Here is a 24724-nt window from a genome sequence, read left to right as displayed (position 1 = left end):
GCCCTATAAAGCAGTTTCGACCCGGAATTTCGATGTCGGAAGACCAGATAGACCGCATGGACCGCAGCATCCTCGCCGCGCTGGCGCGCGACGGGCGGCTTTCGATGGCCGAGCTCGCCGAGAAGGTCGGGCTGTCGAAGACGCCGGTGCAGGCGCGGGTGCGGCGGCTGGAGCGCGACGGCTACATCCGCGGCTATGCCGCGATCATCGACCGCGCGCGCATGGGCGAAGGCCATGTCGCCTTCGTGCAGGTCAAGCTCTCGGACACGCGCTCGGCGGCGCTCGACGCCTTCAACAAGGCGGTGCTGGCCGTTCCGGAAGTCGAGCAATGCCACATGATCGCGGCGAGCTTCGATTATCTGCTGAAAGTGCGCACGCGCGACATCGCCGCCTATCGCCGGGTGCTGGGCGAGCGCATCTCGGCCCTGCCGCACGTGGCGCAGACCTCGACCTATGTGGCGATGGAGACGGTGAAGGACAGGTAGGCGCCCTCGCCCCGCCTCGCTCAGTCGATGTCGGCGATGGGCTGGCCCGCGCCGCCCTCGATGCGCTGCGACAGCGCGGCCTCCATGAACTCGTCGAGATCGCCGTCGAGCACGTCGGACGGGCTGGTGCTCTCGACCCCGGTGCGCAGGTCCTTGACCAGCTGGTAGGGCTGGAGGACATAGGAACGGATCTGGTGGCCCCAGCCGATGTCGGTCTTCGACGCCTCGGTGGCGCTGGCCGCGGCCTCGCGCTTCTTCAGCTCGTCCTCGTAGAGGCGCGAGCGCAGCATCTCCCACGCCTTGGCGCGGTTCTTGTGCTGCGAGCGCTCGGCTTGGCAGGCGACGACGATGCCGGTGGCGAGGTGGGTGATGCGCACCGCCGAGTCGGTGGTGTTGACGTGCTGGCCGCCGGCGCCCGAGGCGCGGTAGGTGTCGATGCGCACGTCGGATTCGGAAACCGCGATGTCGATCGAATCGTCGACCACCGGATAGACCCAGACGCTGGCGAAAGAGGTGTGGCGGCGCGCGTTGGAATCGAAGGGCGAGATGCGCACCAGCCGGTGGACGCCCGATTCCGTCTTCAGCCAGCCATAGCCGTTGTGGCCCTTGACGAGGATGGTCGCAGACTTGATGCCCGCCTCCTCGCCGTCATGCACCTCCAGCACCTCGACCTTGAAGCCTCGGCGCTCGGCCCAGCGCACATACATGCGCAGCAGCATGTTGGCCCAATCCTGGCTCTCGGTGCCGCCCGCGCCGGCATGGACTTCCAGATAGGTGTCGTTGGCGTCGGCCTCGCCCGAGAGCAGCGTCTCGATCTGGCGTGCCTTGACCTCGCCGCGCAGCGAGCGGATCGCGCTTTCGGCGTCGGAGACGACCGACTGGTCGCCCTCCTCCTCGCCGAGCGCGATCAGCTCGATGTTGTCGTCGAGCGCGCGGGTCAGTTCGGTCACGGCCCGGATGCCGTCCTCCAGCCCCTGCCGCTCGCGCATCAGCTTCTGCGCTTCCTGCGGGTCGTTCCAGAGTGCGCCGTCCTCGGCGCGCGCGTTCAGGTAATCAAGTCGCTTTACGGCCTGATCCCAGTCAAAGATGCCTCCTCAGCAGGGTTATGGCCTGCCTGATCTCGTCGGTGAGCGTCTCGATTTCCGCGCGCATGCGTAGCAATGGTCCCTGAAAACTGAATCGGCGCGGACCATAGGGAGCGGGCAGTCGTCTGTAAAGGCGAAACGGCCGTGCCGGCGTCCGCTCAGGCCGGGCGTCGATCCGCTTTGCAAGGATGCGGCCGATTTGGCAGGATGAGCCGGAAGGGCGCGCCGGTCGGCGCGGCCGGGAGAACGACGCCATGGTGCGCATTTACGGCCACCCGTTCGCCGCCTTCTGCTGGAAGGCGTTCATCGCGCTCTACGAGCGCGAGGTTCCGTTCGAGTTCCTGATGGTCGACGCCGACCACGCGGAAAATGTCGAGGCCGTCGGCCGCCTCGCCCCGACAGGCCAGTTCCCGGTGCTGGTCGATGGCGCGCGCACGGTGATCGAATCGGCGGCGATCATCGAATATCTCGACCTTCACCACGGCGACGCGCCGCCGATGGTTCCGGCCGATCCGCGCGCCGCCGTCGAGGCGAGGCAGATGGACGGCATCTTCGACGACTACGTGATGACGCCGCTGTCGCGGATGGTCTTCAACGTCCTGCGCGACGAGGACAAGCGCGACCCGCATCTCGACGCCGAGGCCAAGGCGGTGCTGGACAAGAGCTATGGGTGGCTGAACCGGTGGATGGAAGGGCGCGAATGGGCTGCGAACGGCAGGTTCGGCATCGCCGACTGCGCGGCCGCGCCGGCCCTGTTCTACGCCCATTGGGGCCATCCGATCCCGCAGTCCCTCGCCGCGCTTCGGGACTATCGCGCCCGGCTGCTCGCCCGGCCGTCGATCGCGCGGGTCGTGGACGAGGCGAGGCCGTGGCGCGAGAACTTCCCCCTCAAAGGGCGCAGCAGCCCGGACTGACGGCCGCCCCGATGCCGGGGCAGCCGGCGGCGCACCGCCTCAGTAGAGGCCGCCGCCGCCTTGCAGGATGGCCTCGCTGGCGGAGGGCGACAGCTCGCGGGCGCGCTCGGCGGCCTGGATCTCGTCCATGCCAATGACCCAGTAGCTGTCGGCCGGGCCGGTGCCGGGCTTGAACGCCTCGACGATGGCGCCGCCGGCGCCGGCCTGCGCCTGCATGCCGGTCTTGCGGTCGACGGCGATCATGTGCATGCCCTCCGGCACGCGGAACTCGACAGGACGCGTGCCTTCCAGCACGTCGGCCATGAATTCCTTGAAGATCGGCGCGGCGAGGCCGCCGCCGGTCGAGCCCTTGCCCATCGGCGTCGGCTTGTCATAGCCCATGTAGAGGCCGACGACGAGGTCGGGCGTGTAGCCGACGAACCAGGCGTCCTTCTCCTCGTTGGTGGTGCCGGTTTTGCCGGCGATCGGGCGGCCGAGCTCGGCGAGGGTGACGGCGGTGCCGCGCTGGACGACGCCTTCCATCATCGAGGTAATCTGGTAGGCGGTCATCGGGTCGAGGACCTGCTCGGCGTCGTTGACCAGCTCCGGCTCGGCCTGGCCCTGCCAGTCGGCCGCGTTGCAGCCCTCGCAGCCGCGCTGGTCGTGCTTGAACACGGTCTTGCCGTAGCGGTCCTGGATGCGGTCGATCAGCGACGGCACGATGTGCTTGCCGCCATTGGCCATGATCGAATAGGCCGAGACCATGCGCATGACGGTCGTCTCGCCAGAGCCGAGCGACATGGCCAGGACCGGCAGCATCTTGTCGTAGACGCCGAAGCGCTCGGCATATTCGGCGACCAGCGTCATGCCCATGTCGTTGGCGAGGCGCACGGTCATCAGGTTTCGCGAGCGCTCGATGCCGGCGCGCAGCGTCGACGGGCCGGCCGCGCCGCCGCCGTAGTTCTTCGGCTCCCAGACCTGGTTGCCGATGCGGATCGAGATCGGCGCGTCGAGCACCACCGAGGCCGGGGTATAGCCGTTGTCGAGCGCGGCGGCATAGACGAACGGCTTGAAGGACGAGCCCGGCTGGCGCCAAGCCTGCGTCGCGCGGTTGAACTCGGACTGCGAGAAGGAGAAGCCGCCGACCATGGCCAGCACGCGGCCGGTGTGCGGGTCCATCGCCACCATGCCGCCGGACACTTCCGGCACCTGGCGCAGGAGCCAGCCCCCCTCGCTGTCCGGGCCCTCGCCTTCCTTCTTCTCGATCAGCACCACGTCGCCGGGCTTCAGCACCTCGGCCGGCGAGTCGGCCTTGACGCGCCGTCCGTCGACCGTGTGGCGCAGCGCCCAGCTCATGTCGGCCGCGGCGACGGAGACGGTCTTGCGCTCGGCCGACAGCGCGCCCGAAACTTCGCGGCCGGGCTGGAGGCCGACGGTCAGGCCCTCCTTGCCGGCTTCGAGCACCACGGCCAGCTGCCATTCCGGCACGTCGGACAGCCGGGCGACCTCGCCGAGCGGCACGCCCCAGTCGCCTGAAACGTCGATCGAGGTGACGGGGCCGCGATAGCCGCGCAGCGTGTCGTATTTGAGCAGGCCGTGATGCAGCGCCTTGCGCGCCTTGACCTGCATGACGGGATCGAGCGTGGTGCGCACCGAAAGGCCGCCCTCGTAGAGCGCGTCCTCGCCGTAGCGGGCGATGATGGCGCGGCGCACCTCCTCGGTGAAATACTCGCCGGCGAACAGGTAGGTGCCGGTGCGGCGCGGGTTGACGCCGAGCGGCAGCGCCTTCTGCTTCGTGCCTTCCTCGGCCTCGACATAGCCGTTCTCGACCATGCGGTCGATGACCCAGTTGCGGCGCTCGATGGCGCGCTCGGTCTGGCGGAAGGGATGGTAGTTCGACGGACCCTTCGGCAGGGCGGCGAGGTAGGCGACCTCGGCCACGGTCAGCTCGTTCACCGACTTGTCGAAATAGGTCAGCGCGGCGCCGGCAATGCCGTAGGCGCCGAGGCCGAAGAAGATCTCGTTCAGATAGAGCTCGAGGATACGGTCCTTCGGATAGGCCTGCTCGATGCGGAAGGAGAGGATGATCTCCTTGATCTTGCGCTCATAGGTCTGATCGGAGGTGAGCAGGAAGTTCTTCGCCACCTGCTGGGTGATGGTCGACGCGCCGACCGGCCGGCGGCCCGAGCCGAGATTCTGGACGTTGGTGACGACTGCGCGGGCGAGGCCCGTCACGTCGACGCCGGGATGGTTGTAGAAATTCTTGTCCTCAGCCGACAGGAAGGCGGCCTTGACGCGGTCGGGAATGGCCTGGATCGGCAGATAGAGGCGGCGTTCGCGGGCGAACTCGCCCATCAGCGCGCCGTCGGCGGCATGGACGCGCGTCGTCACCGGCGGCTCGTAGCGCGCCAGCACCTCGTAGTCGGGCAGGTCGTTGCTCAGCGAGCCGAGATAGATGGCGACGCCCGCCGCGACGACGAGCGCCAGCGTCACGCCGACGCCGAAGAAATATCCGATAAGCCGTATCATGCCCACTCCAGTCAGCGACCCGAAGCTATGCGGCGCCCGCAAGGCGCGCATCCTTCCGCGTCCGAATTCCTTTTCGGTCGCCCTTGTGGGCAAATTGCGGCGACAGGAAAGCGCCTTGTCGTGATTCCTGCAATAAAATACCGCCTGTGGCCCCGTGGCAACGGCGGCGGCAACGGCGGCGCGCCTTTCGGCGAGGGGCTCACCCCCCTGCCCCCTGCCGCGCGGCGGCGAAGACGCCGATCGCCTCGACGATGCCGCGCGCCGCCTTTTCCCGCCATTCGGGGTCGCGCAGCAGCGCCTCGTCCTGGGCGTTGGAAAGATAGCCGAGCTCGAGCAGGACGGAAGGAACATCCGGTGCGCGCAGCACCCGGAAACCGGCGAACCGGTGCGGATTGGTCGGAATCATGCGAATCGCCGTCGAAAGCTCGCCGACGAGCGAACGGGCGAAGCGGATGGAAAAGCTCTGCGTCTCGCGGCGGATCAGGTCGGCGAGAATGTCGGCGACCTCCTGATTCTCCTCCTCGACCGCGACGCCGGCGATGGCGTCGGCAAGGTTCTCGCGGATCGCCTTTGCGGCGGCCTCGGCGTCGGAGGCCTTGTCGGAGACGGTGTAGACCGTCGCGCCGCGCACGTTCTTCAGGCGGATGGCGTCGGCATGGATCGAGATGAACAGGTCCGCCTCGTGGCTCTGGGCGATTCGCACCCGCTCGTCGAGCCGCAGGAACAGGTCCCTGTCGCGGGTCAGGAACACGTCGAACTGCCCGCTGCGCTCCAGCGCCTGCTTCAACTCGAGCGCGAAAGCCAGGGTGATCGTCTTTTCCTGCGTCCCCGTCTCGCCCTCCGCGCCGGTATCGGCGCCGCCATGGCCGGGGTCCACCACCACCCGGAACCGCCGGTCGCCGGGCGCGGCGATCTTGCCCAGCCGATCGGCCTTGGGCGTGGTGCGGGTCGAGGCCGTGGTCTCGACCTGCTCGGCCATTACCCGGTCGAAGGCCGCGTCGGAAGACGCGGCGATGTCGGCCACGAGGCGGAAACCGCCGTCGGATTCGTTGGCGAGGATGTCGAGGCGCTCGACCGAGAAGGGGCCGTCGAACGAGACGATGATGCGCGAGCGCCCCTGCCCGAGATTGCCGTAATCGACGGAGGCGACCATGCCGCGCGCGGAAAGATCGTCGGCATCGAACGAGAAGCCGGCCTCAGGCATGTCGACGACGAGGCGGTGCGGCGCCTTCATCACGAACCAGCGGAATTCGGGATCGCGGTTGAAGTTGACGACGATTCGCATGCGCGCCGCGTCACCCGCCATCTTGTAGCCGCGGGCATGGAGCAGGTCGTCGGCCCGCGCGGCGAAGGCGGCGAGCAGCACTGCGAGAAAGATCAATGCCGAAAGCCCTGCCCGGCAGACCAGTATGGGGCAAAACCGGCAGGGATTCGTCTGCATGGCGTTCCATCGGCTGGCGGTCGACAGGACCGGGTTCGTACTCTTAAGGAGAAGTAACGCCGCATGGTTAAGCAACTCTTTAATCCGGGCCGGCGCCATCGCCGCGCGACGCCGGCGCATGAATCGGGGGTTGCCACGGCCTGCGCCAGATCATAAAAGCGTTGTCGGATCACCATCATGTCCGTGATCGTTCAAGCCTGCCGCATGCTTCTTCGCTCTGGCAGAGAAGATCAGCCTCGCGGCGTTCGAGGCCCGACCGATTCCGGTAGCGGTGTTTCCGACGAATTTTCTTGCAGGTCGCGTCCGCTGCGCGGTGCGTTCCTGGCGTGAGGAAAACGGCAAGGCCCCCGGCCGCGCCGGCTCGGTACGAGCACATCAGCGGGTCCGTCGGAGCGGACCTTGGTTTTAGAAACGGTTCGCATGTAGCGCGATGATCGCAAGCCCGACCATGCCCCAGCCCGGAAGAAACCGCGCCGTCACGGCCGCGGCCGGAATGGCTGGCCGGTCCCGGCCGCGCGCAGCGAACGCCCCATCATCCGGCGCGTTTTCCGGAAACGCACGACACGGCCGCGCGACAGCACGGCGTCGTCTTTCCGCCCGCGCCGGGGAGACAAGACATTATGCCCAACAAAATGCTTATCGATGCCTCCCACCCGGAGGAGACCCGGGTTGTCGTCGTTCGCGGCAACCGGATTGAAGAATTCGACTTCGAATCACAGAACAAGAAGCAGCTCAAAGGCAATATCTACCTCGCCCGCGTGACGCGGGTGGAGCCTTCGCTGCAAGCCGCCTTCGTCGAGTATGGCGGCAACCGCCACGGCTTCCTCGCCTTCTCCGAGATCCACCCCGACTACTACCAGATCCCCGTCGCCGACCGGCAGGCGCTGCTGCGCGCCGAGGCCGAGGAGGCGCAGGCCGAGGAGGACGAGGAAGAGGAGAACGAGGAGCGCCGCAACGGCAAGCGCCGCCGGCGCGGCCGTGGACGCGGCCGGGCCAGCGACGCCGGCAAGGCGGCTGCTGCCAGCGAGACCGCCGATGAGGCGGAAGCCGCCCCCGAGGACGGGGACGACGAGGCCGCCGCCGAAGACGCGGTCGCCGAGGTCGTCGTGGACGAGGACGACGCGGGCAACGGCCCGGCGATGGCCGAATCGGTGGCCGGGGACGTCGTCTCCGAGGAGATCGCCGAAACCGGCGACAGCGCCGGCGCGGACGACGACAATGGCAGCGACAGCGGCGACGACAACGGCAACGGCGACGACGAGGTCGTCTCCGTCGGGGCCGACGACGCGCTGGAGGAGGTCCACGAGCGCCGCCGGCCGCAGCGCAAGCAGTACAAGATCCAGGAGGTCATCAAGCGCCGCCAGATCCTGCTGGTCCAGGTCGTCAAGGAAGAGCGCGGCAACAAGGGCGCGGCGCTGACCACGTACCTCTCGCTCGCCGGCCGCTATTCCGTGCTGATGCCGAACACGGCGCGCGGCGGCGGCATCTCGCGCAAGATCACCAACGCGGCGGACCGCAAGCGCCTGAAGGACGTGGTCAAGGACCTCGAAGTGCCGCAGGGCATGGGCGTGATCCTGCGCACGGCGGGCGAAAGCCGCACCAAGGCCGAGATCAAGCGCGACTACGAATATCTGATGCGGCTGTGGGACAATGTCCGCGAGCTGACGCTGCAATCGACCGCCCCTGCCCTCGTCTACGAGGAAGGCTCGCTGATCAAGCGCTCGGTGCGCGACCTTTACAACAAGGACATCAGCGAAATCCTCGTCGCCGGCGATGACGGCTATCGCGAGGCGAAGGACTTCATGCGCATGCTGATGCCGAGCCACGCGAAGGTCGTCCAGCCCTATCGCGAGACGGTGCCGATCTTCGCCCGCAACGGCATCGAGGCGCAGCTCGACAGGATGGTGCAGCCGCAGGTGACGCTGAAGTCGGGCGGCTACCTCATCATCAACCAGACCGAGGCGCTGGTCGCCATCGACGTCAACTCCGGACGCTCGACCAAGGAACACTCGATCGAGGACACGGCGCTCCAGACCAACCTGGAAGCGGCCGAGGAAGTCGCGCGCCAGCTTCGCCTGCGCGACCTCGCCGGGCTGATCGTCATCGACTTCATCGACATGGAGGAAAACCGCAACAACCGTGCGGTCGAGAAGCGGCTTAAGGACTGCCTGAAGAACGACCGGGCGCGCATCCAGGTCGGCCGGATCTCGCATTTCGGCCTGCTCGAAATGTCGCGCCAGCGCCTGCGCGCCTCGGTGCTCGAATCGACGATGCAGGTGTGCCCGCATTGCGGCGGCACCGGCCATGTGCGCTCGGAATCGTCGGTGGCGCTGCTGGTCATCCGCGCCGTCGAGGAATTCCTGCTGAAGGATTCGCGCAACCACATCACCGTCAAGACGCCGACCTCGACCGCGATCTACGTGCTCAACCACAAGCGCAGCACGCTGGCCGACCTCGAGAACCGCTTCGGCCTCACCATCACCGTCGAGGCCGACGAGAGCGTACGCGCGCAGCACTACGTCGTCGTCAAGGGCGAGATCGCCGAGCGTCCCGCCGGCTTCGTGCCGGCCGCGGCGCCCGTCTATCCGGACGAGCCGGAGGACGAGATTGACGATATCGTCGAGGAAGCGGACGACGAGGCCGAGGAGGAGGCGCGCCCGCAGCAGGCCGCCCGCCAGGCCGACGGCGAGGACGGCAACGGCCAGCGCAAGCGCAAGCGGCGGCGCCGGCGGCGCAAGGACCGCGACGGCGCGCCCGCGCAGGGCGAGCAGCAGGCGACCGCGTCTGACGAGGAAAGCGCGGCGATCTCCGGGTCTGCCGACGACGAGGCGGACGACGACGAGGCCGGCGCGACAGTGGCCGGCACCGACGAGGACACGGACGGGCAGCCCAAGAAGCGGCGGCGCGGCAAGCGCGGCGGCCGCCGCAATCGCCGCGACGAGGCGGGCGACGAGGCCGGTGCCGCGGAAGACGGCGCGCAGGAAGCAGGTGAGACCGCGATCGTCGATTTCGCCGCGCAGGCGGCGATCGAGGCGACACCGGCCGACGACGTCGTCGCCGAGGTCGCGGAGATCGAGGACGCCGTGGCCGAGGAAGCGCCGAAGAAGAAGCCCGCCCGGCGCGCGCCGCGCAAGGCCAAGCCCATCGAGGTCGAGCCGCCGGCAGACCCGGAAGTGGTCGAGGCCGTCTCGGTTCTCGACGACGCCCCTACGGCTGAGGAAGCCGAGGAAGCGCCTGCCAAGCCCAAGCGCGCCCCGCGCCGCAAGAGCACGGCCAAGGCGAAGGCCGAAGCCGCCGAGGAAGTGGCGGCGACTGTCAGCGAGGTCGTGGCGGAAGCCGCCGCCGAACCTGCCGAAGCCTCCGTCGCCGAGGTGGTGGAAACCGTCGAGGTCGAGGAAGAACCCGCCGCGCCCCGCGCGCCGGCCGAGCCGGTCGTCACCTCCTCACGCCCGGCCGCGAGCGCCGAAGGCGAGAAGCCGCGCAAGGGCGGATGGTGGCAGCGGAAGGGGTTCTTCTGAGCCCCTGCCGCCCGAGGCTTTGATCCATCAAACGCAGAAGAAACCGGCAGTTTTGCCGGTTTCTTCATTTCCAGCTTCAGCTAAAGCGCGTCGCGTCTCACGCTCTGGGGGAGCGCGGCCTTCGAGCGCTCGCGTTGCCTCTCATCCGCCCTTCGGGCATCTTCTCCCCGTGACCGGGGAGAAGGGATGCCGCGACGCCTACATCTTCTTTGCCGCACTTACGATTGGCGAAAGCAAGGATGATGGTTTTCTTCTCCCCGTTCACGGGGAGAAGGTGGCGGCAGCCGGATGAGGGGCAGCGCAGGCGGCGCCGGCAATGCACATAAGGCGCGACGCGCTTTAGAGCCAACCCTTCAGCCGTTCGAGCGCCGTCGCCACGTCAGCCTCGCTGCCGGCATAGGAGAAGCGCATGAACCGGCTGCCCTCGGCGGTGTCGAAGTCGAGGCCGGGCGTCGCCGCGACATGGCATTCAGCGAGCAGCCGCCGGGCGAAATCCATGCTGTCGTTGGTGTGGCGCGACACGTCGCAATAGGCGTAGAAGCCGCCATCCATCGGCGCGGCCAGCGGCAGGCCAAGCTCGGGCAACGCCGCGTCGAGCAGGGCGCGGTTGGCGCGGTAGCGGTCCTTCACCACCTCGAGCACGTCCGTCGCCTCGAAGGCGCGCGCGGCCGCGACCTGCGACAGCTCCGGCGCGGAGATATAGAGGCTCTGGGCGATGCGCTCCACCGGCCGCACCAGCCTTTCCGGCAGCACCATCCAGCCGATGCGCCAGCCGGTCATGCAGTAATATTTCGAGAAGGAGTTGATCACCGTCACGTCGTCGCCCAGCGACAGCGCGGTCCTGTCCTGCCCGGCATAGGCGAGACGGTGATAGATCTCGTCGGAAATCACCGTCACGCCCATGGCGCGCGCCGCCTCGACCAGGAGGGCAAGCTCGGCGTCGGGGATGATCGCGCCGGTCGGGTTGGCGGGGCTGGCGAAGAGCACGCCCTTCAGCGGCTTCTCGCGATGCGCGGCTTCCAGCAGCGCGGCAGTCAGGAACCCCTGCCCCTCCAGCCCGATCTCGACCGCCTCGATGCCGAGCGCGGCGAGGATGTTGCGATAGGCCGGATAGCCCGGAACCGTGATCGCCACCCGGTCGCCGGGATCGAACATGGCGAGGAAGGCAAGGTTGAAGCCGGCCGACGAGCCGGTGGTGACCGCGATGCGCGCCGGCTCGACCTCGACCCGGTAGTGGTCGCGATAATGGTCCGCGATCGCCCGGCGCAGATCGGCGAGGCCGAGCGCGTCGGTATAGCCGATGCGCCCGCCGGCGAGCGCCGCGGCGGCGGCCTCGCGCACGATCGCCGGCGCGGGATCCGACGGTTGGCCGACGGCGAGCGAGACGATCGGGTGGCCGGCCGCCTTCAGCCTGTTCGCCTCGGCCAGCACGTCCATGGCATGGAACGGCTTGACCGCGCTGCGTTTCGAAACGGCGACCGCCATATCTGGTCCTTCCGGCTGTTTGAACGGGATGCGCCGCACAAATGCCCGAAAGATATGGGGATCACAAGTTGATGAATGTTCGCGCGGTGGCTTTTCACCGTTCCCGCTGTCGGCTAGCTGTGTCTCACAATGCTGTCTGTGCTTTCGAGAACCCTCCCCCGTTTCGCCGCCACCGCCGCGCTGTGCGTCGCGCTCGCGCTGCCGCCGATTTCGCCGGCTGCCGCCCAGCGCGGCATATCGGTGGTGCGCGACGCCGAGATCGAGGCGCTGGTTGCCGACTATGCGCGACCGATCCTCGAAGCCGCCGGCCTCGGCAAGTCGGGCATCGAGATCGTCCTCGTCAATGATCCGTCCTTCAACGCCTTCGTCACCGGGCGGCGCATCTTCATCAACACCGGTGCGCTCCTGATGGCGGAGACGCCGAACGAGATCATAGGCGTCCTGGCGCACGAGGCCGGCCACATCGCCGGCGGCCACCAGCAGCGCCTGCGCGAGCAGCTTTCGCGGGCGCAGACCATGGCGGTCATCGCCACCCTGCTCGGCGCCGGCGCGGCCGCCGCCGGCGCGGCGACCGGAACCGGCGGGCTGGCGCAATCGGGCGCCGGCGTCATGGTCGGCGGCGTGGAAGCGGCGCGGCGCTCGGTGCTCGCCTACCAGCGCACCGAGGAGACGACGGCCGACCGCTCCGCGATCACCTATCTGGAGCGCACCGGGCAATCGGCTCGCGGCATGCTGAAGACGTTCGAGCGGCTGGCGAGCTCGATGGCGCTGTCGGGCGTCCGGGTCGATCCCTACCAGATCAGCCATCCCGTCCCGCGCGAGCGCATCGCCAACCTCGAGACGCTGGCGCGGGCCAGCAAGAATTTCGAGCGCGCGGACCCGCCGGCGCTCCAGCAGCGCCACGATCTGATGCGCGCCAAGATCGCGGCCTATACGCAGGGCCAGGCGGCCGCCTCGCGCCTGTTCGGCCGCACCTCGCGCAGCGTCCCGGCGCTCTACGCCGACGCCATCGGCACCATGCTGTCGGGCAATGCGCGCGCCGCCGTGCCGAAGATCGACGCGCTGGTCAAGGCCGCGCCGAAGAACCCGTATTTCCACGAGATTCGCGGCGAGGTCCTGATGAAGGCCGGCCGGCCGGCCGAGGCGGCGGAGGCGTTCGCCGCGGCGATGCGCAACGACCCGCGCAAGTCCGGCATCATCCAGATCGGCTACGGCCAGGCGCTGATGGCCACCGGCAAGCCCGAGAACCTGCGCAAGGCGGTGAACGAGCTGAAGTCCGGCCTGTCGCGGGCCAAGGAATACGGTGCCGGCTACCGCTACCTCGCCCAGGCCTACGGCCAGCTCGGCGACGTCGGCGAGGCGGAGCTGGCGACCGCCGAGGGCCATTTCTATTCCGGCAACACGCGCGAGGCGCGCAACTTCGCCGCGCGCGCGCAGCAGAAGCTTGCCAAGGGGTCGCCCTCCTGGGTGCGCGCGCAGGACATCATCAATTACCGGCAACCCGGCCGCTGACGGCCGCAGATTTGAGGACAGTTCCATGAGCAAGGCCATCGCCCTCGGCATCACCGGCGTCGCCGTCTCCTTCGCCATGCTCGCCGCTGGCTTCGTCGCCGGGAACCGCTCGGACCTCAATGCCGCGCCCTACGGCGCCGGCGAGGCGCAGCCGTCGCTCGCCCGCGCGGTCTCGCGCAGCGACGTCGAGGCGATCGTGCGCGACTACCTGCTGCAGAACCCGGAAATCCTGACCGACATGCAGGCCGAGCTGGAGGACCGCCAGCGCGAGGAGCAGCGACTCGCCCTGCTCGACGCCATCGGCAATTCCTCGGACGCGATCTTCAACGCCGCCTATGACGGCGTCGTCGGCAACCCTCAGGGATCGACCACGGTGGTCGAGTTCTTCGACTACAATTGCGGCTTCTGCAAGCGCGCCTATGACGACATGGCCGCGCTGGTGGCCGACGATTCCGACCTGCGCTTCGTGCTCAAGGAGTTCCCGATCCTCGGCCCGGATTCGCAGAAGGCGCATATCGTCTCGATGGCGTTCCGCACCCTCGCCCCGGAAAAGTACGGCGACTTCCACCGCACCCTGCTGATGGGCGGCCGCGCCACCGAGGCGACCGCCATCGCCGCGGCGCTCGCGCTCGGCGTCGACGAGGCGGCGCTGCGCGAGGAAATGAAGAACCCGGCCATCGCCGACGCCTTCAACGAGACCTATGAGCTCGCCCAGCAACTGGCCATCACCGGCACGCCTTCCTACGTCGTCGGGCAGGAGGTGGTGTTCGGCGCGCTCGGCAAGGCGGTGCTGAAGGAAAAGGTCGAGCTGGCGCGCGCGCAGAACTGATGATCGTCCCCCGATGCGTGCGGGCGGGCCACATCGTCTGTGGACATGAAAAGAACGCACTTGCGCTCTTTGCCTCGCTGCATATGCCCTTTATAGAGGTGCGCGGTGTGCGTGAGGCAGGAATTCGTTCGTGCCCGAGGCCGCCTTCGCCAGACCGACCTGCCCGCCCCGGGCCGCGCTTCCGTAGCCGGCCTTCGGGAATGCGGGAATGACGGGCTGAGCCGGAGGCGCCACGATCTGGCGGGCGGAAGAACAACCAAGGGACGGGAAGAGATGTCGACGAAGCGATCCGGGATTGACCAGCAACTGATCCGCGATTTGGCGGGGATACTGGACGAGACCAATCTGACGGAGATCGAGGTCGAGCAGGAGGATCTGCGCATCCGGGTTTCGCGCACGCCGGCTCCGGTGCAGGCCTATGCGCCGGCGCCGGTCGCTGCGGCTGCCGCGCCGGCGCCCGCCGCGCAGGCTGGCGCTGGCGCTGCGGCCGCGCCGGCGGTTGCGGACGTGTCGAAGAACGCGGTGCCCTCGCCGATGGTCGGCACCGCCTATGGCGCGCCGGCGCCCGGCGCCACGCCGTTCGTCGAGGTCGGGCAGAAGGTCAAGGAAGGCCAGACGCTGCTGATCATCGAGGCGATGAAGACGATGAACCAGATCCCGTCGCCGCGCGCTGGCACGGTCACGGCCATCCTGTTCGAGGACGCGCAGCCCGTCGAGTTCGGCGAGCCGCTGGTCGTCATCGAGTGACGGGAGCGGGCCCGGTGTTCCAGAAGATCCTGATCGCCAATCGCGGAGAGATCGCGCTGCGCGTGCTGCGCGCCTGCAAGGAGCTCGGCATCAAGACCGTCGCGGTCCATTCCACCGCCGACGCCGACGCCATGCATGTGCGCCTCGCCGACGAGAGCGTGTGCATCGGCCCGCCGCCCTCGCGCGACAGCTACCTCAACATCCACCAGATCGTCGCCGCCTGCGAGATCACCGGCGCGGACGCGATCCATCCCGGCTACGGCTTCCTGTCGGAGAACGCCAAGTTCGCCGACATCCTCGCCGCGCACAACATCGTCTTCATCGGCCCGTCGGGCGACCATATCCGCACCATGGGCGACAAGATCGAGGCCAAGCGCACGGCCAAGCGCCTCGGCATCCCGGTGGTGCCGGGCTCGGACGGCGCGGTCTCCGACGAGGGCGAGGCCAAGCGCATCGCCGCCGGGATCGGCTATCCCGTCATCATCAAGGCCTCGGCCGGCGGCGGCGGGCGCGGCATGAAGGTGGCGCGCTCGGAAGGCGAGCTGGCCGTGGCGCTGGCGACGGCGCGCTCGGAAGCGGGCGCGGCCTTCGGCGACAACGCCGTCTATATCGAGAAGTACCTGGAGAAGCCGCGCCATATCGAGGTGCAGATCGTCGGCGACGGCGCGGGCAACGCCGTTCATCTGGGCGAGCGCGACTGCTCGCTGCAGCGCCGCCACCAGAAGGTGTGGGAGGAGGCGAACTCGCCGGCGCTGAACGCGGCCGAGCGGGCGAGGATCGGCGGCATCTGCGCCCGCGCCATCGCCGATCTCGGCTATTCGGGGGCCGGCACCATCGAGTTCCTCTACGAGAACGGCGAGTTCTACTTCATCGAGATGAACACGCGCCTGCAGGTCGAGCATCCGGTGACGGAGGCGATCACCGGCATCGACCTCGTCCACGAGCAGATCCGCGTCGCCTCGGGCGGCGGGCTGTCGATGAAACAGGAAGACATCCGCTTCCAGGGCCATGCCATCGAGTGCCGCATCAACGCCGAGGACCCGAGGACCTTCACGCCCTCGCCCGGCACCATCACCCACTACCACACGCCGGGGGGCCTGGGCATCCGCGTCGATTCGGCGGTCTATTCCGGCTATCGCATCCCGCCCTATTACGACAGCCTGATCGGCAAGCTGATCGTCCACGGCCGCAACCGCGTCGAATGCATGATGCGGCTGCGCCGCGCGCTCGACGAGTTCGTCGTCGACGGCATCAACACAACCCTGCCGCTGTTCCGGGACCTCATCGGAAACAGCGACATCGCTAACGGCGACTACGACATCCACTGGCTCGAAAAATACCTCGAAAAAAGCGAGTAGCGGAAGAAAGGGCGCGGATGACACGGCCTCTCGCGCCGGGAGATCGTATCGCGCCGGACCTCTTGCTGCGCGCCTACGCCAACGGCGTCTTCCCGATGGCCGAAAGCGCGGACGACCCGGAGGTGTTCTGGGTGCGGCCGGAAATGCGCGGCGTCATCCCGCTCGACGCGTTCCATGTGCCGAAGAGCCTCAGGAAGACGATCCAGCAGGCCCGCTTCGACATCCGCTTCGACAGCGACTATTCCGGCGTCATCGACGGCTGCGCCGAGGCGCGCGAGGCCCGTCCCTCGACCTGGATCAACCAGCCGATCCGCGAAGCCTATGGCGAACTCTTCGCCCGTGGCTACTGCCACACGGTCGAGGCGTGGCGGGACGGCGCTCTCGTCGGCGGCCTTTACGGCGTGACGCTCGGACGCGCCTTTTTCGGAGAAAGCATGTTCTCGCGCGAGCGCGACGCCTCGAAGGTCTGCCTCGCCCATCTGGTCGAGCGGCTGAGGGCGCGCGGCTTCGTGCTGCTCGACACCCAGTTCACCACCGAGCACCTGAAGCGCTTCGGCGCGGTCGACGTGCCGCGGGCGAAATACGAGACGATGCTGGAAGAGGCCTTGCAGGGCGAGGCCGAGTTCGCGCCTTGAGCGCCTCGTGAGGCCTCAGTTCGTGGCGGCCTCGGGCGGGGGAACGTCCGACTGCTGCTTGCAGGCCTTCAGCCACACGTCGTAGACGGCATGCTCGACGGCGTTGAGGCCGGGGCTTTCGGCGAACATCCAGCCGGTGAAGATGCGCCTGATCTTGCGGTCGAGCGTGATCTCGTCGACCTCGACGAAGGAGTCCGTCTTCGGCTCCTCGGTCTCGGGCGAGGACCAGCAGACGCGCGGCGTCACCTGCAAGGCGCCGAATTGCACCGTCTCGTCGATATAGACGTCGAAGGTGATGATGCGGCCGGTGATCTTGTCGACGCCGGTGAACTCGGCGACCGGGTTGGAGAGGCGCTCGGCGGCGGCCGGCGCCACGGAAAGCGCCAGCGCGGCGAAAACGCCCGCCGCGACACGGCGGCACAAGTGAAACGTCATGATCTGGTCGTTGCCCATGCGGCGGGAAGGTCCGGTTCCGGCGTCAGGTGAATAACCACCGCATAGACGGGAAATGTGGCGAGACAAGCGGTTCATCGCCAGGCCGCCGATTTTCCCGACGTTCAGGACGGCGTCCATGCATCGTAATCGCCGCTGACGCGCGGGCGCTCGCCGGTGCCGAGCACCGAGCCCTTCGGCCTGTAGGCGGCCGCGGTGCCGGTCATGTTGGCGATGTGCGGCTTCTGCCACTCGCGCGGGCGGTAGTCTTCCTTGCTCGGCGGGGTGTCGACGCGGTGATGGATCCAGCCGTGCCAGCCGGGCGGGATGGCCGAGGCTTCGGAATAGCCGTTATAGATCACCCAGCGGCGGGTGCGGCCGTCCGAATCGGTGCCGCCCTCGTAATAGACGTTGCCGAATTCGTCCTCGCCCACGCGCGTGCCGTGGCGCCAGGTGTGGAAGCGCGTTCCGAGCGTCTGTCCGCTCCACCATGTGAAGAACTGCGCGAGAAAGGCTTTCATCGATTCCTCCGGCCGTCCAGCCGCCGTCAGTGCCTTATGCCGCCACGGGGCCGGCTTTGCAAGCGGCGGCGGTGCGGCGAATTCGATTGCGCCGCGTTTGGCGATGACGCATCGTCCGGCCTGACGCAAGGGAATATCTTCGGAAAGGAGACCCGCGATGCCATCGCTCCGCCGCGTATCCCGGCTGCCGGCGCGGCCGGCCGCATTCATCCTCGCCGCCGCGCTCGGGCTCGCCTTTCCCGTTGCCGCGCAGGCGCAGCAGAAGGGCATCGCCTTTTCCTACGCGCCCGAGCAGGGCAGCGGCATGTGCCGGGGCGAGGATGCGGCGCAAACCATCGCCTGCGCGCAGCGGAACTGCGTCGAGAACGGCGGCGATGCCGGGGAATGCGCGCCCGTCGCCTGGTGCTACCCGTCCGGCTGGTCGGTTGCGGTCGGTCTCATGCACAGGGAAGGCATCCACTGGAGCGAATACAGCTGCGGATGGCCCTCGCGCGAGGCGGCGCTCGCCGGCGGCAAGGTGCTGTGCGACCTCGCCTACCGCCAGAACATCGAGGCGTGCGTCGTCGCCGTGCTGTGGGACGAGGAAGGCAACGAGATCCTCGTCGACGAGGCGGACTGAGCGCAGGCCTCAATCCGCCCAGACGATGGGGCGCTCGAGGACGAGAACGTCGATCGCGGCCCCGCCCGCGCCGGAAACGCTGCGGCGGGCGCGCTCGGCAAAGCCTTGCGCCCGGTAGAAGGCGATGGCCCTCGCGTTCTTCTCCTCGACCTCGGCCTCGATGCGGGCGGCCTCGGGGAAGCAGCCTTCGATCTCGTCGAGAAGAAGCCCGCCGATCCCCCTGCCCTGAAGCTCGGGCAGGACATAGAGTTGTTGCAGGGAAACGCTCGCGCCGTCGTCGCCCATCGCCGCGAAGGCGACGCCGCCTACGCGGGCACCGTCGTCTGCGACGAGGAACTCCGAGCCCGGCCTTTCGAGCCGCGCGGCCAGCGCCGGCAGCGAATGCCATTCGTCGGTGATCGCCGTCACCCGCTCGGCGCCGTAGATGCCGTCATAGGTGTCGTGCCATGTGGCGACGAGCAGCGCGCGGATCGCCGGCAGGTCGCGCGCCGAGGCGGTGCGGACGAACACCCGGCCGCTACTCGATGCCGAGCCGCGCCTTGACGAGGTCGTTGACGGCCTGCGGGTTGGCCTTGCCGCCCGTCGCCTTCATCACCTGGCCGACGAACCAGCCGGCGAGCGAGGGTTTTTCCCGCGCCTGCGCCACCTTGTCGGGGTTGGCGGCGATCACCTCGTCGACGGCCTTCTCGATGGCGCCGGTGTCCGTCACCTGCTTCATGCCGCGCGTCTCGACGATGGCGCGCGGGTCGCCACCCTCGGTCCAGACGATCTCGAACAGGTCCTTGGCGATCTTGCCCGAGATGGTGCCTTCCCTGATCAGGTCGATGATCGCGCCGAGCTGGTCGGGCGAAACCGGAGTCGATTCAATGTCCTTGCCGGATTTGTTCAAGGCGCCGAGGAGGTCGTTGATGACCCAGTTGGCGGCCGCCTTGCCGTCGCGGCCGGCGGCGAGCTTCTCGAAATAGTCGGCGATCGCCTTTTCCGAGACCAGCACCGAGGCGTCGTAGGCGGAGAGGCCCAGCTTCTCGATCAGCCGCGCGCGCTTGTCGTCGGGCAGCTCCGGCAGGTCCGTGGCCAGCGCGTCGACGTAAGGCTGGTCGAATTCGAGCGGCAGAAGGTCGGGATCGGGGAAATAGCGGTAGTCGTGCGCTTCTTCCTTCGAACGCATCGAGCGCGTCTCGCCCTTCACCGCGTCGAACAGGCGCGTTTCCTGGTCGATCGAGCCGCCGTCCTCGAGAATGCCGATCTGGCGGCGCGCCTCGTATTCGATGGCCTGGCCGACGAAGCGGATGGAGTTGACGTTCTTGATCTCGCAGCGCGTGCCGAAGGCGCCGCCGGGCTTGCGCACCGAAACGTTGACGTCGGCGCGCATCGAGCCCTCGTCCATGTTGCCGTCGCAGGTGCCGAGATAGCGCATGATGGTGCGCAGCTTGGTGAGGTACGCCTTGGCCTCGTCGGACGAGCGCATGTCGGGCTTGGAGACGATCTCCATCAGCGCGACGCCCGAGCGGTTCAAATCGACGAAGGACATGGTCGGGTGCTGGTCGTGGATCGACTTGCCGGCGTCCTGCTCCAGATGCAGGCGCTCGATGCCGATGTCGATCTCCTCGAAATTGCCCTGCCGGTCCGGCCCGACGGACACCCTGACCACGCCCTCGCCGACGATGGGCTGCTTGAACTGCGATATCTGGTAGCCCTGCGGCAGGTCGGGATAGAAGTAGTTCTTGCGGTCGAACACCGATTTCAGGTTGATCTGCGCCTTGAGCCCGAGCCCGGTGCGGATCGCCTGCCTGACGCATTCCTCGTTGATCACCGGCAGCATGCCGGGCATCGCCGCGTCGACGAGGCTGACATTGGCGTTCGGCTCGGCGCCGAAGGCGGTGGACGCGCCGGAGAACAGCTTCGACTGCGACGTGACCTGTGCATGGACCTCCATGCCGATGACGATTTCCCAGTCGCCGGTCGCGCCGGGGATGAGACGCTTGGGATCGGGCGTGCGCGTGTCGATGATCGTCATGGCAATCCGGTAGGTTGTGGAAATCGGCCGTCTGGCACCGCTTCGGGATACGGCTTTCGCTAGATCAATCCGCGCGCGCATGCAAGCGCTGCGCGGGATCGGGCGCGGGCAAGTCTTGGCATGCGGCCGCAAGGCCCCTATATCGGCGCTTCGAACGAAAGGTGGTTTATGCGCCACGCATGTGAGTCCCGCTGAGGCCCTGACGCTCGTTTCGACCGTCAGGGCGTGAAAAACCGAACCGCTGCCGCTTCAAGCGACGGCACGATCTTCTGTGGCCTTTCCAGGCCCGGTTTTTCCGGATTCACATCATGGACATCACGCGCGCCGAACAGCGCATCCTGCATCTGCTCGCACAGGGCGGATGGATCGTCGTCGAAAAGGACGAAAAGGGGCGGATCGAAGCCGCCCACTGCCACACCCGCGACAACTGGCGTCACGCAGGCTTCGACATCGGGCTGTTCCGCCGGTTGCGCCGCCGCGCGGCCATCGCCTCCAGCAAGGGCGGGCCGTACCGCATCACCCGGCGCGGCCTCGCGCTGGTGCGGGCGCGGCCCGACAACCGCTGAGCGGAAGCCCGCCTTCGAAGTGTCCGTCCCACCGGCGGGCGCTTCACCGGCCCCCATCGTCAGGCGGTGGCGATGTATTCACGGATCTGGTCAGCCTCGCGCTCGACCATCTCGATGCGCCGCTTGACCACGTCGCCGATGGAGACGATGCCGTCGAGCCGGCCGTTCCGTTCCACCGGCAGGTGGCGGAAGCGGCCGCGCGTCATCACTTCCATGACGTGGTTGACGGTGTGGGTCTCGCGGCAGGTCGTGACCTTGGCCGTCATCGCTCCGGAAACCCGCAGGTCGAGCGCTTGCGCGCCGGCCTGGCCGATGGTGCGCACGATGTCGCGCTCCGACAGGATACCGAGGATGCGGCCGTCGCCGTCCGTCACCACCACCGCGCCGATGCGCTTCTCGGCCAGAAGGCCGATCGCGTCGGCCAGCGTCACATCCGGGCCGAGGGTGACGACGTCGCGGCCCTTCTCGTCAAGGATCGACTTCACAGTCATTGCGCGCTCCTCCGGTTGGTGGCGCATGCTGATATCGCATGGCCGGCCTGCCTCCCCGCCGCATAAGCATGGTGCGCCGAAGACCGATACTTTTCAAGGGAGTATCAGCGCGCCCTGTCGAAGGCCCGGGTGAGCAGGAAACCGGCGAGGAAGCCGCCGATATGCGCCTCCCAGGCGATGGTTCCGCCGTCGTCCGGCGCGCCGAAGCCGAACCCGGCGGCGAAGTTGACGGCAAACCAGATGGCGAGGAACGTGACCGCCATGCGCGAGGCGAAGACCTGCGGGATCGACAGGATGCGCCCGGCGAAGGCGGCCCGGCCGCCGCTGCGGTCGATGCGGAAGCCGAAGCGCGCCGCGGCCCCCATCATTCCCGATATCGCCCCCGACGCGCCGACCAGCGGCACGGCCTCGGAAGGATGCAGCACATAGTGCAGCGCCACCGCGGCAAGCGAGGTCACGGCCCAGAACAGCAGGAAGCGCACCGCGCCGATGCGGTTGGCGAGCGGCGAGCCGAAGGCGGCGAGCCAGATCGTGTTGACCGCGAGATGCCCCCAGCCGCCGTGCAGGAACGCATAGGTCAGCGGCGCGAGGAAAGCGTCCGCGTCGAGCAGGTAGTCGCCGGAATAGCGCAGCGGGATGAAGGCGAAGCGCAGGATGACCTCGAAATCCTGCTGCGGCGTGAGCAGCCAGACACGGACGAGATGCACACCGACGCAGGCGACGATCAGCGCGATGACGACGCCCGGCAGGTTGAACATCGGCTCGCGCGCCCGCTCGCGCGGCACAGGCATCGGATCGTGGCGCGGCGAATCGTCCTGCGCGGAAGGGTCGTGCTGGTAGTCGCTCATCGGCAGGAGGGCTATCAGAGGGGCGGTCAAATGAAAAGCCGTCCGGGACGGCGGCTTTCGCGCCCCGGACGGCTTTCGGTCGAGCCCCCTGCTCACCCCTGAGATGTATCGCGGCCGTGTGCTGTGGTACGGACGCTCCCCTCTTGATGGCCAAGACGTGCCACGCGCCACGGCCGCTCGCAACGTAAAGCTTTCGTTAACCTTAATAAAACGGAAAGCCGTGAACAACGGTTAACGGGGGTGGCATGGCCCGTGCATGGTGAGGCAAGAAGGTCCCGCGCGTCGGGGCTTCTGTTCGCCAATGAGACACACCCATGGAACGTCTGACACCATGGGACAGGGGGCGCTGAGGGTATGAAACAAAAAGGAACGATTGCCCTGTTCCGGTACTGGGACAGGTTGCGCGGAGAAAGGCCCGCGCCGCAACGGACCGAGATAGAGCCCGCCGACATCAAGTCGCTGCTGGCCGACACATTCATTCTGGAGAAGGACGCGCGCGGCGAGGCGATCTTCCGGCTGGCCGGCACGCGCCTGTGCGCCGCCCATGGCCGGGAGCTGAAGGGCTATGCCTTCCCTCTCCTGTGGTCGCGTCGCGACCAGCGTATCATTTCGCGCCATGCCTATTCGGTGTTCCATTACAACGCGGTCGTCGCCGTCACCTTCGAGGGCGTGACGGCGGGCGGCAAGGCGGCCCCGTTCGAGATGGTGCTCCTGCCGCTGCACGGCGAATATGGCAGCCTGCGCGCGCTCGGCTGCATCGTCCCGGTCGAGAGGCCCTACTGGCTGGGCGCAGATCCCCTGACGGAGAGCCGGATCGACACGCTGCGCGTCGTCGACCCCGACCACGAGCGCCTGTTCCTCGCCGAGCGGCCGACGATCGACGGCCCCTCGCTGATGCCCGACCATCTCGATGCCAGTGCGGACGGCGAAGGCGGCCGCCGAATCAAGCATCTCGTCGTCTTCGAGGGAGGACGGGACGGCTAGAGCAGCGGGCGTTCTGACGAACGCAGCTTCCGCTGCTCAGCTTCTTTCCTTAGCCGCATTTATGCGACGCCGGACGATTCTGTCCGGCTGCAAAATGCTCTAGCCGCAATGCCGCAAGGCTTGCGCGCATGAAAAAAGGGGCGGCTCGAGACCGCCCCTTTGCACATGAAGGCTGAAGCTCAGCCCTTGTTCTTGAGAACCGCGCCGACGATGCCGGTCAGCAGCGCGCCGCCGCCGGCGCCGCCGAGCACGTCGCCCAGCAGCCCGCCGAGCCCGCCGCCCGTCGCCGCATCGGCCGCCGCGCCGCCGCCGCCGAGCAGGGCGCCGAGGATCTGGCCGCCGGCCACGCCGCCGATAGCGCCGCTGAGCAGCTTGGGAAGCTGGCCCATCGCGGCCGTCTTGATGGCCGCGCCGACGGCCTGACCGCCGACCACACCCGAAATGACCTGAATGATGATTGGAAGAAGAGCGTCCACTGAAATTCCCTCCGGAAAAGCCGACTCCGGCGGTCGGCCTGCGGATGGAATGCCTAAAATTGACCAAAGTCAAAGGGGGAATGGAATCCGGCGCGGACAAAGCCGGGGACAACAGTCCCGCGAACGAGCGGGTCCGGGATGAACGAACGGCCCGCCCCGCGATGGGAACGGGCCGCCGTCAGGCGCATCGGCCGGAACGCCCCGCCCCTGGCGGCGGGGCTTTCGCGGTTACTCGGCGGCGGCCCGCTTGGGCTGAACTTCCGCCATGTAGTCGTTCATCAGCGCCTTGGTCATGTCGCCGACGGTGAAGGTCCACTGGCCGATCTCGGCCACCGGCGTCACCTCGGCGGCCGTGCCGCACAGGAAGGCCTGCTCGAAGCCGTCCAGCTCCTCCGGCATGATCGCGCGCTCGATCACCTCGATGCCGCGGCGCTTGGCGAGGTCGATGACGGTGCGGCGGGTGATGCCGTCGAGGAAGCAGTCCGGCTTCGGCGTGTGCAGCTTGCCGTCCTTGACGAAGAAGATGTTGGCGCCGGTGGCCTCGGCTACCTGGCCGCGCCAGTCGAGCATCATCGCGTCGGCATAGCCCTTCGACTCGGCCGCATGCTTGGACAGCGTGCAGATCATGTAGAGGCCGGCGGCCTTCGACTTCGACGGCGCGGTGCGCGGATCGGGGCGGCGATACTCGGCGACGTCGAGGCGGATGCCCTTCAGCCGCTGCTCGGGGTCGAAATAGCTCGGCCACTGCCAGATGGCGATGGCGCAGTTGATGCGGTTGTTCTGCGCCGAGACGCCCATCATCTCCGAGCCGCGCCAGGCGACCGGGCGGACATAGGCATCAGTGAAGCCCTGCATCTTGAGGAGGTCCCGGCAGGCCTGGTCGATCTCGGCCACCGAATAGGGAATCGTGAAGCCGAGGATCTTCGCCGAATCGTGCAGCCGCTGGCTGTGCTCGGTCAGCTTGAAGATCTCGCCGCCATAGGCTCTTTCACCCTCGAACACGGAACTGGCATAGTGCAGGCCGTGGGTCAGCACGTGAATCCTGGCGTCCGCCCATTTGACGAATTCGCCATTCATCCAGATATGACCATCGAGCTGGTCGAAAGGAACGGATGCCATTTATGTCTCCCTAGGGGGCGAAAAGCCCTGTTTTCATTGGACGCGCCGCGCGCGCTCCGCTAACCGGAGGCGCGAAACCATAAATCTACGCCGATTGCGAGACGGATTGAAGGAAACACCGGCAGAAAATTCCG

General features: G+C 67.8%; 23 protein-coding genes. 11 read left to right on the top strand and 12 right to left on the bottom strand.

The genetic code is table 11. The features are described from left to right. The first annotated feature begins 32 nt into the window (after window positions 1-32). The gene (locus tag M9945_RS11925; RefSeq protein WP_367930703.1) at window positions 33-485 is read left to right on the top strand and encodes an Lrp/AsnC family transcriptional regulator; all 453 of its coding nucleotides are present in this window, start codon (window positions 33-35) and stop codon (window positions 483-485) included. Window positions 486-505: 20 nt separating this feature from the next. Here M9945_RS11925 and prfB read toward each other — a convergent pair. Then, a protein-coding gene (gene prfB, locus M9945_RS11920; RefSeq protein ID WP_367930702.1) for a peptide chain release factor 2 occupies window positions 506-1637 on the bottom strand; the annotation gives its coding sequence in 2 pieces (ribosomal slippage) (window positions 506-1570 and window positions 1572-1637; 1131 coding nt in all). A gap of 187 nt (window positions 1638-1824) precedes the next feature. Between prfB and M9945_RS11915 the strand changes: the two genes are divergently transcribed. Beyond that, window positions 1825-2484: a glutathione S-transferase family protein gene (locus tag M9945_RS11915; RefSeq protein WP_367944654.1), complete on the top strand. Its 660-nt coding sequence runs from the start codon at window positions 1825-1827 to the stop codon at window positions 2482-2484. 39 nt (window positions 2485-2523) lie between these two features. Here M9945_RS11915 and M9945_RS11910 read toward each other — a convergent pair whose 3' ends face one another. Beyond that, window positions 2524-4992: a penicillin-binding protein 1A gene (locus M9945_RS11910; protein WP_367944653.1), complete on the bottom strand. Its 2469-nt coding sequence runs from the start codon at window positions 4990-4992 to the stop codon at window positions 2524-2526. A gap of 199 nt (window positions 4993-5191) precedes the next feature. After that, window positions 5192-6373 (bottom strand): N-acetylmuramoyl-L-alanine amidase, encoded by a 1182-nt coding sequence (locus M9945_RS11905; protein WP_367944652.1) that lies wholly within the window; start codon window positions 6371-6373, stop codon window positions 5192-5194. A 680-nt stretch (window positions 6374-7053) separates the two neighbouring features. On the opposite strand from M9945_RS11905, the gene M9945_RS11900 reads away from it, so the two are divergent. After that, a complete protein-coding gene (locus M9945_RS11900) occupies window positions 7054-9951 on the top strand; it encodes an Rne/Rng family ribonuclease (protein WP_367944651.1) in 2898 nt (965 codons plus the stop codon). Window positions 9952-10290: 339 nt separating this feature from the next. Here the strand turns inward: M9945_RS11900 and M9945_RS11895 are convergent, their stop codons facing one another. Next, complete coding sequence (locus tag M9945_RS11895; RefSeq protein WP_367944650.1) at window positions 10291-11436, bottom strand: pyridoxal phosphate-dependent aminotransferase; 1146 nt, start codon at window positions 11434-11436, stop codon at window positions 10291-10293. Between the two features lie 129 nt (window positions 11437-11565). On the opposite strand from M9945_RS11895, the gene M9945_RS11890 reads away from it, so the two are divergent. The 5 genes from M9945_RS11890 (at window position 11566) to aat (ending at window position 16517) form a co-directional block, all read left to right on the top strand. Then, window positions 11566-12948 carry a M48 family metalloprotease gene (locus M9945_RS11890; RefSeq protein WP_367930696.1) on the top strand — a complete coding sequence of 461 codons (1383 nt, stop codon included), beginning with the start codon at window positions 11566-11568 and terminating at the stop codon, window positions 12946-12948. 25 nt (window positions 12949-12973) lie between these two features. Beyond that, the gene (locus M9945_RS11885; protein ID WP_367944649.1) at window positions 12974-13777 is read left to right on the top strand and encodes a DsbA family protein; all 804 of its coding nucleotides are present in this window, start codon (window positions 12974-12976) and stop codon (window positions 13775-13777) included. Window positions 13778-14050: 273 nt separating this feature from the next. Beyond that, window positions 14051-14524 carry an acetyl-CoA carboxylase biotin carboxyl carrier protein gene (gene accB / locus M9945_RS11880; RefSeq protein WP_367930694.1) on the top strand — a complete coding sequence of 158 codons (474 nt, stop codon included), beginning with the start codon at window positions 14051-14053 and terminating at the stop codon, window positions 14522-14524. A 14-nt stretch (window positions 14525-14538) separates the two neighbouring features. Continuing rightward, a complete protein-coding gene (gene accC, locus M9945_RS11875) occupies window positions 14539-15882 on the top strand; it encodes an acetyl-CoA carboxylase biotin carboxylase subunit (protein WP_367944648.1) in 1344 nt (447 codons plus the stop codon). A gap of 17 nt (window positions 15883-15899) precedes the next feature. Beyond that, a complete protein-coding gene (gene aat / locus M9945_RS11870; RefSeq protein ID WP_367944647.1) occupies window positions 15900-16517 on the top strand; it encodes a leucyl/phenylalanyl-tRNA--protein transferase in 618 nt (205 codons plus the stop codon). A 15-nt stretch (window positions 16518-16532) separates the two neighbouring features. Here the strand turns inward: aat and M9945_RS11865 are convergent, their stop codons facing one another. Both M9945_RS11865 and M9945_RS11860 read right to left on the bottom strand, forming a co-directional pair. Then, the gene (locus M9945_RS11865; protein WP_367944646.1) at window positions 16533-16970 is read right to left on the bottom strand and encodes a DUF2155 domain-containing protein; all 438 of its coding nucleotides are present in this window, start codon (window positions 16968-16970) and stop codon (window positions 16533-16535) included. A 104-nt stretch (window positions 16971-17074) separates the two neighbouring features. Continuing rightward, a complete protein-coding gene (locus tag M9945_RS11860; RefSeq protein ID WP_367930690.1) occupies window positions 17075-17470 on the bottom strand; it encodes an NADH:ubiquinone oxidoreductase subunit NDUFA12 in 396 nt (131 codons plus the stop codon). Between the two features lie 157 nt (window positions 17471-17627). Here M9945_RS11860 and M9945_RS11855 point away from each other — a divergent pair, with 157 nt between their 5' ends. Next, window positions 17628-18089 carry a hypothetical protein gene (locus M9945_RS11855; protein WP_367930689.1) on the top strand — a complete coding sequence of 154 codons (462 nt, stop codon included), beginning with the start codon at window positions 17628-17630 and terminating at the stop codon, window positions 18087-18089. Window positions 18090-18098: 9 nt separating this feature from the next. Here the strand turns inward: M9945_RS11855 and M9945_RS11850 are convergent, their stop codons facing one another. Then, entirely contained in the window at window positions 18099-18599 is a 501-nt protein-coding gene (locus M9945_RS11850; protein WP_367930688.1) for an N-acetyltransferase family protein, read from the bottom strand. 7 nt (window positions 18600-18606) lie between these two features. After that, the gene (gene gatB, locus M9945_RS11845; RefSeq protein WP_367944645.1) at window positions 18607-20106 is read right to left on the bottom strand and encodes an Asp-tRNA(Asn)/Glu-tRNA(Gln) amidotransferase subunit GatB; all 1500 of its coding nucleotides are present in this window, start codon (window positions 20104-20106) and stop codon (window positions 18607-18609) included. A 308-nt stretch (window positions 20107-20414) separates the two neighbouring features. On the opposite strand from gatB, the gene M9945_RS11840 reads away from it, so the two are divergent. Beyond that, entirely contained in the window at window positions 20415-20672 is a 258-nt protein-coding gene (locus M9945_RS11840; RefSeq protein ID WP_367930686.1) for a YjhX family toxin, read from the top strand. A gap of 59 nt (window positions 20673-20731) precedes the next feature. On the opposite strand, the gene M9945_RS11835 is transcribed toward M9945_RS11840, so the two are convergent. Both M9945_RS11835 and M9945_RS11830 read right to left on the bottom strand, forming a co-directional pair. Beyond that, window positions 20732-21163 (bottom strand): CBS domain-containing protein, encoded by a 432-nt coding sequence (locus M9945_RS11835; RefSeq protein WP_367930685.1) that lies wholly within the window; start codon window positions 21161-21163, stop codon window positions 20732-20734. Window positions 21164-21267: 104 nt separating this feature from the next. Continuing rightward, on the bottom strand, window positions 21268-21954 hold the full coding sequence (locus M9945_RS11830; protein ID WP_367944829.1) for a rhomboid family intramembrane serine protease: 687 nt from the start codon (window positions 21952-21954) through the stop codon (window positions 21268-21270). A gap of 411 nt (window positions 21955-22365) precedes the next feature. Here M9945_RS11830 and M9945_RS11825 point away from each other — a divergent pair, with 411 nt between their 5' ends. After that, complete coding sequence (locus M9945_RS11825) at window positions 22366-22995, top strand: PAS domain-containing protein (RefSeq protein WP_367930684.1); 630 nt, start codon at window positions 22366-22368, stop codon at window positions 22993-22995. A gap of 179 nt (window positions 22996-23174) precedes the next feature. Here the strand turns inward: M9945_RS11825 and M9945_RS11820 are convergent, their stop codons facing one another. Both M9945_RS11820 and M9945_RS11815 read right to left on the bottom strand, forming a co-directional pair. Beyond that, window positions 23175-23477 (bottom strand): hypothetical protein, encoded by a 303-nt coding sequence (locus M9945_RS11820; RefSeq protein WP_367930754.1) that lies wholly within the window; start codon window positions 23475-23477, stop codon window positions 23175-23177. Window positions 23478-23699: 222 nt separating this feature from the next. Then, on the bottom strand, window positions 23700-24590 hold the full coding sequence (locus M9945_RS11815) for a branched-chain amino acid aminotransferase (RefSeq protein WP_367930746.1): 891 nt from the start codon (window positions 24588-24590) through the stop codon (window positions 23700-23702). Between the last annotated feature and the right edge of the window lie 134 nt (window positions 24591-24724).

The organism is Aquamicrobium sp., assembly GCF_023954335.1.
In the GTDB taxonomy this organism is placed as follows: Bacteria; Pseudomonadota; Alphaproteobacteria; order Rhizobiales; family Rhizobiaceae; genus Aerobium.
Note: the sequence above shows the minus strand (reverse complement) of the source record. Positions and strands in the feature narration are given on the sequence as shown.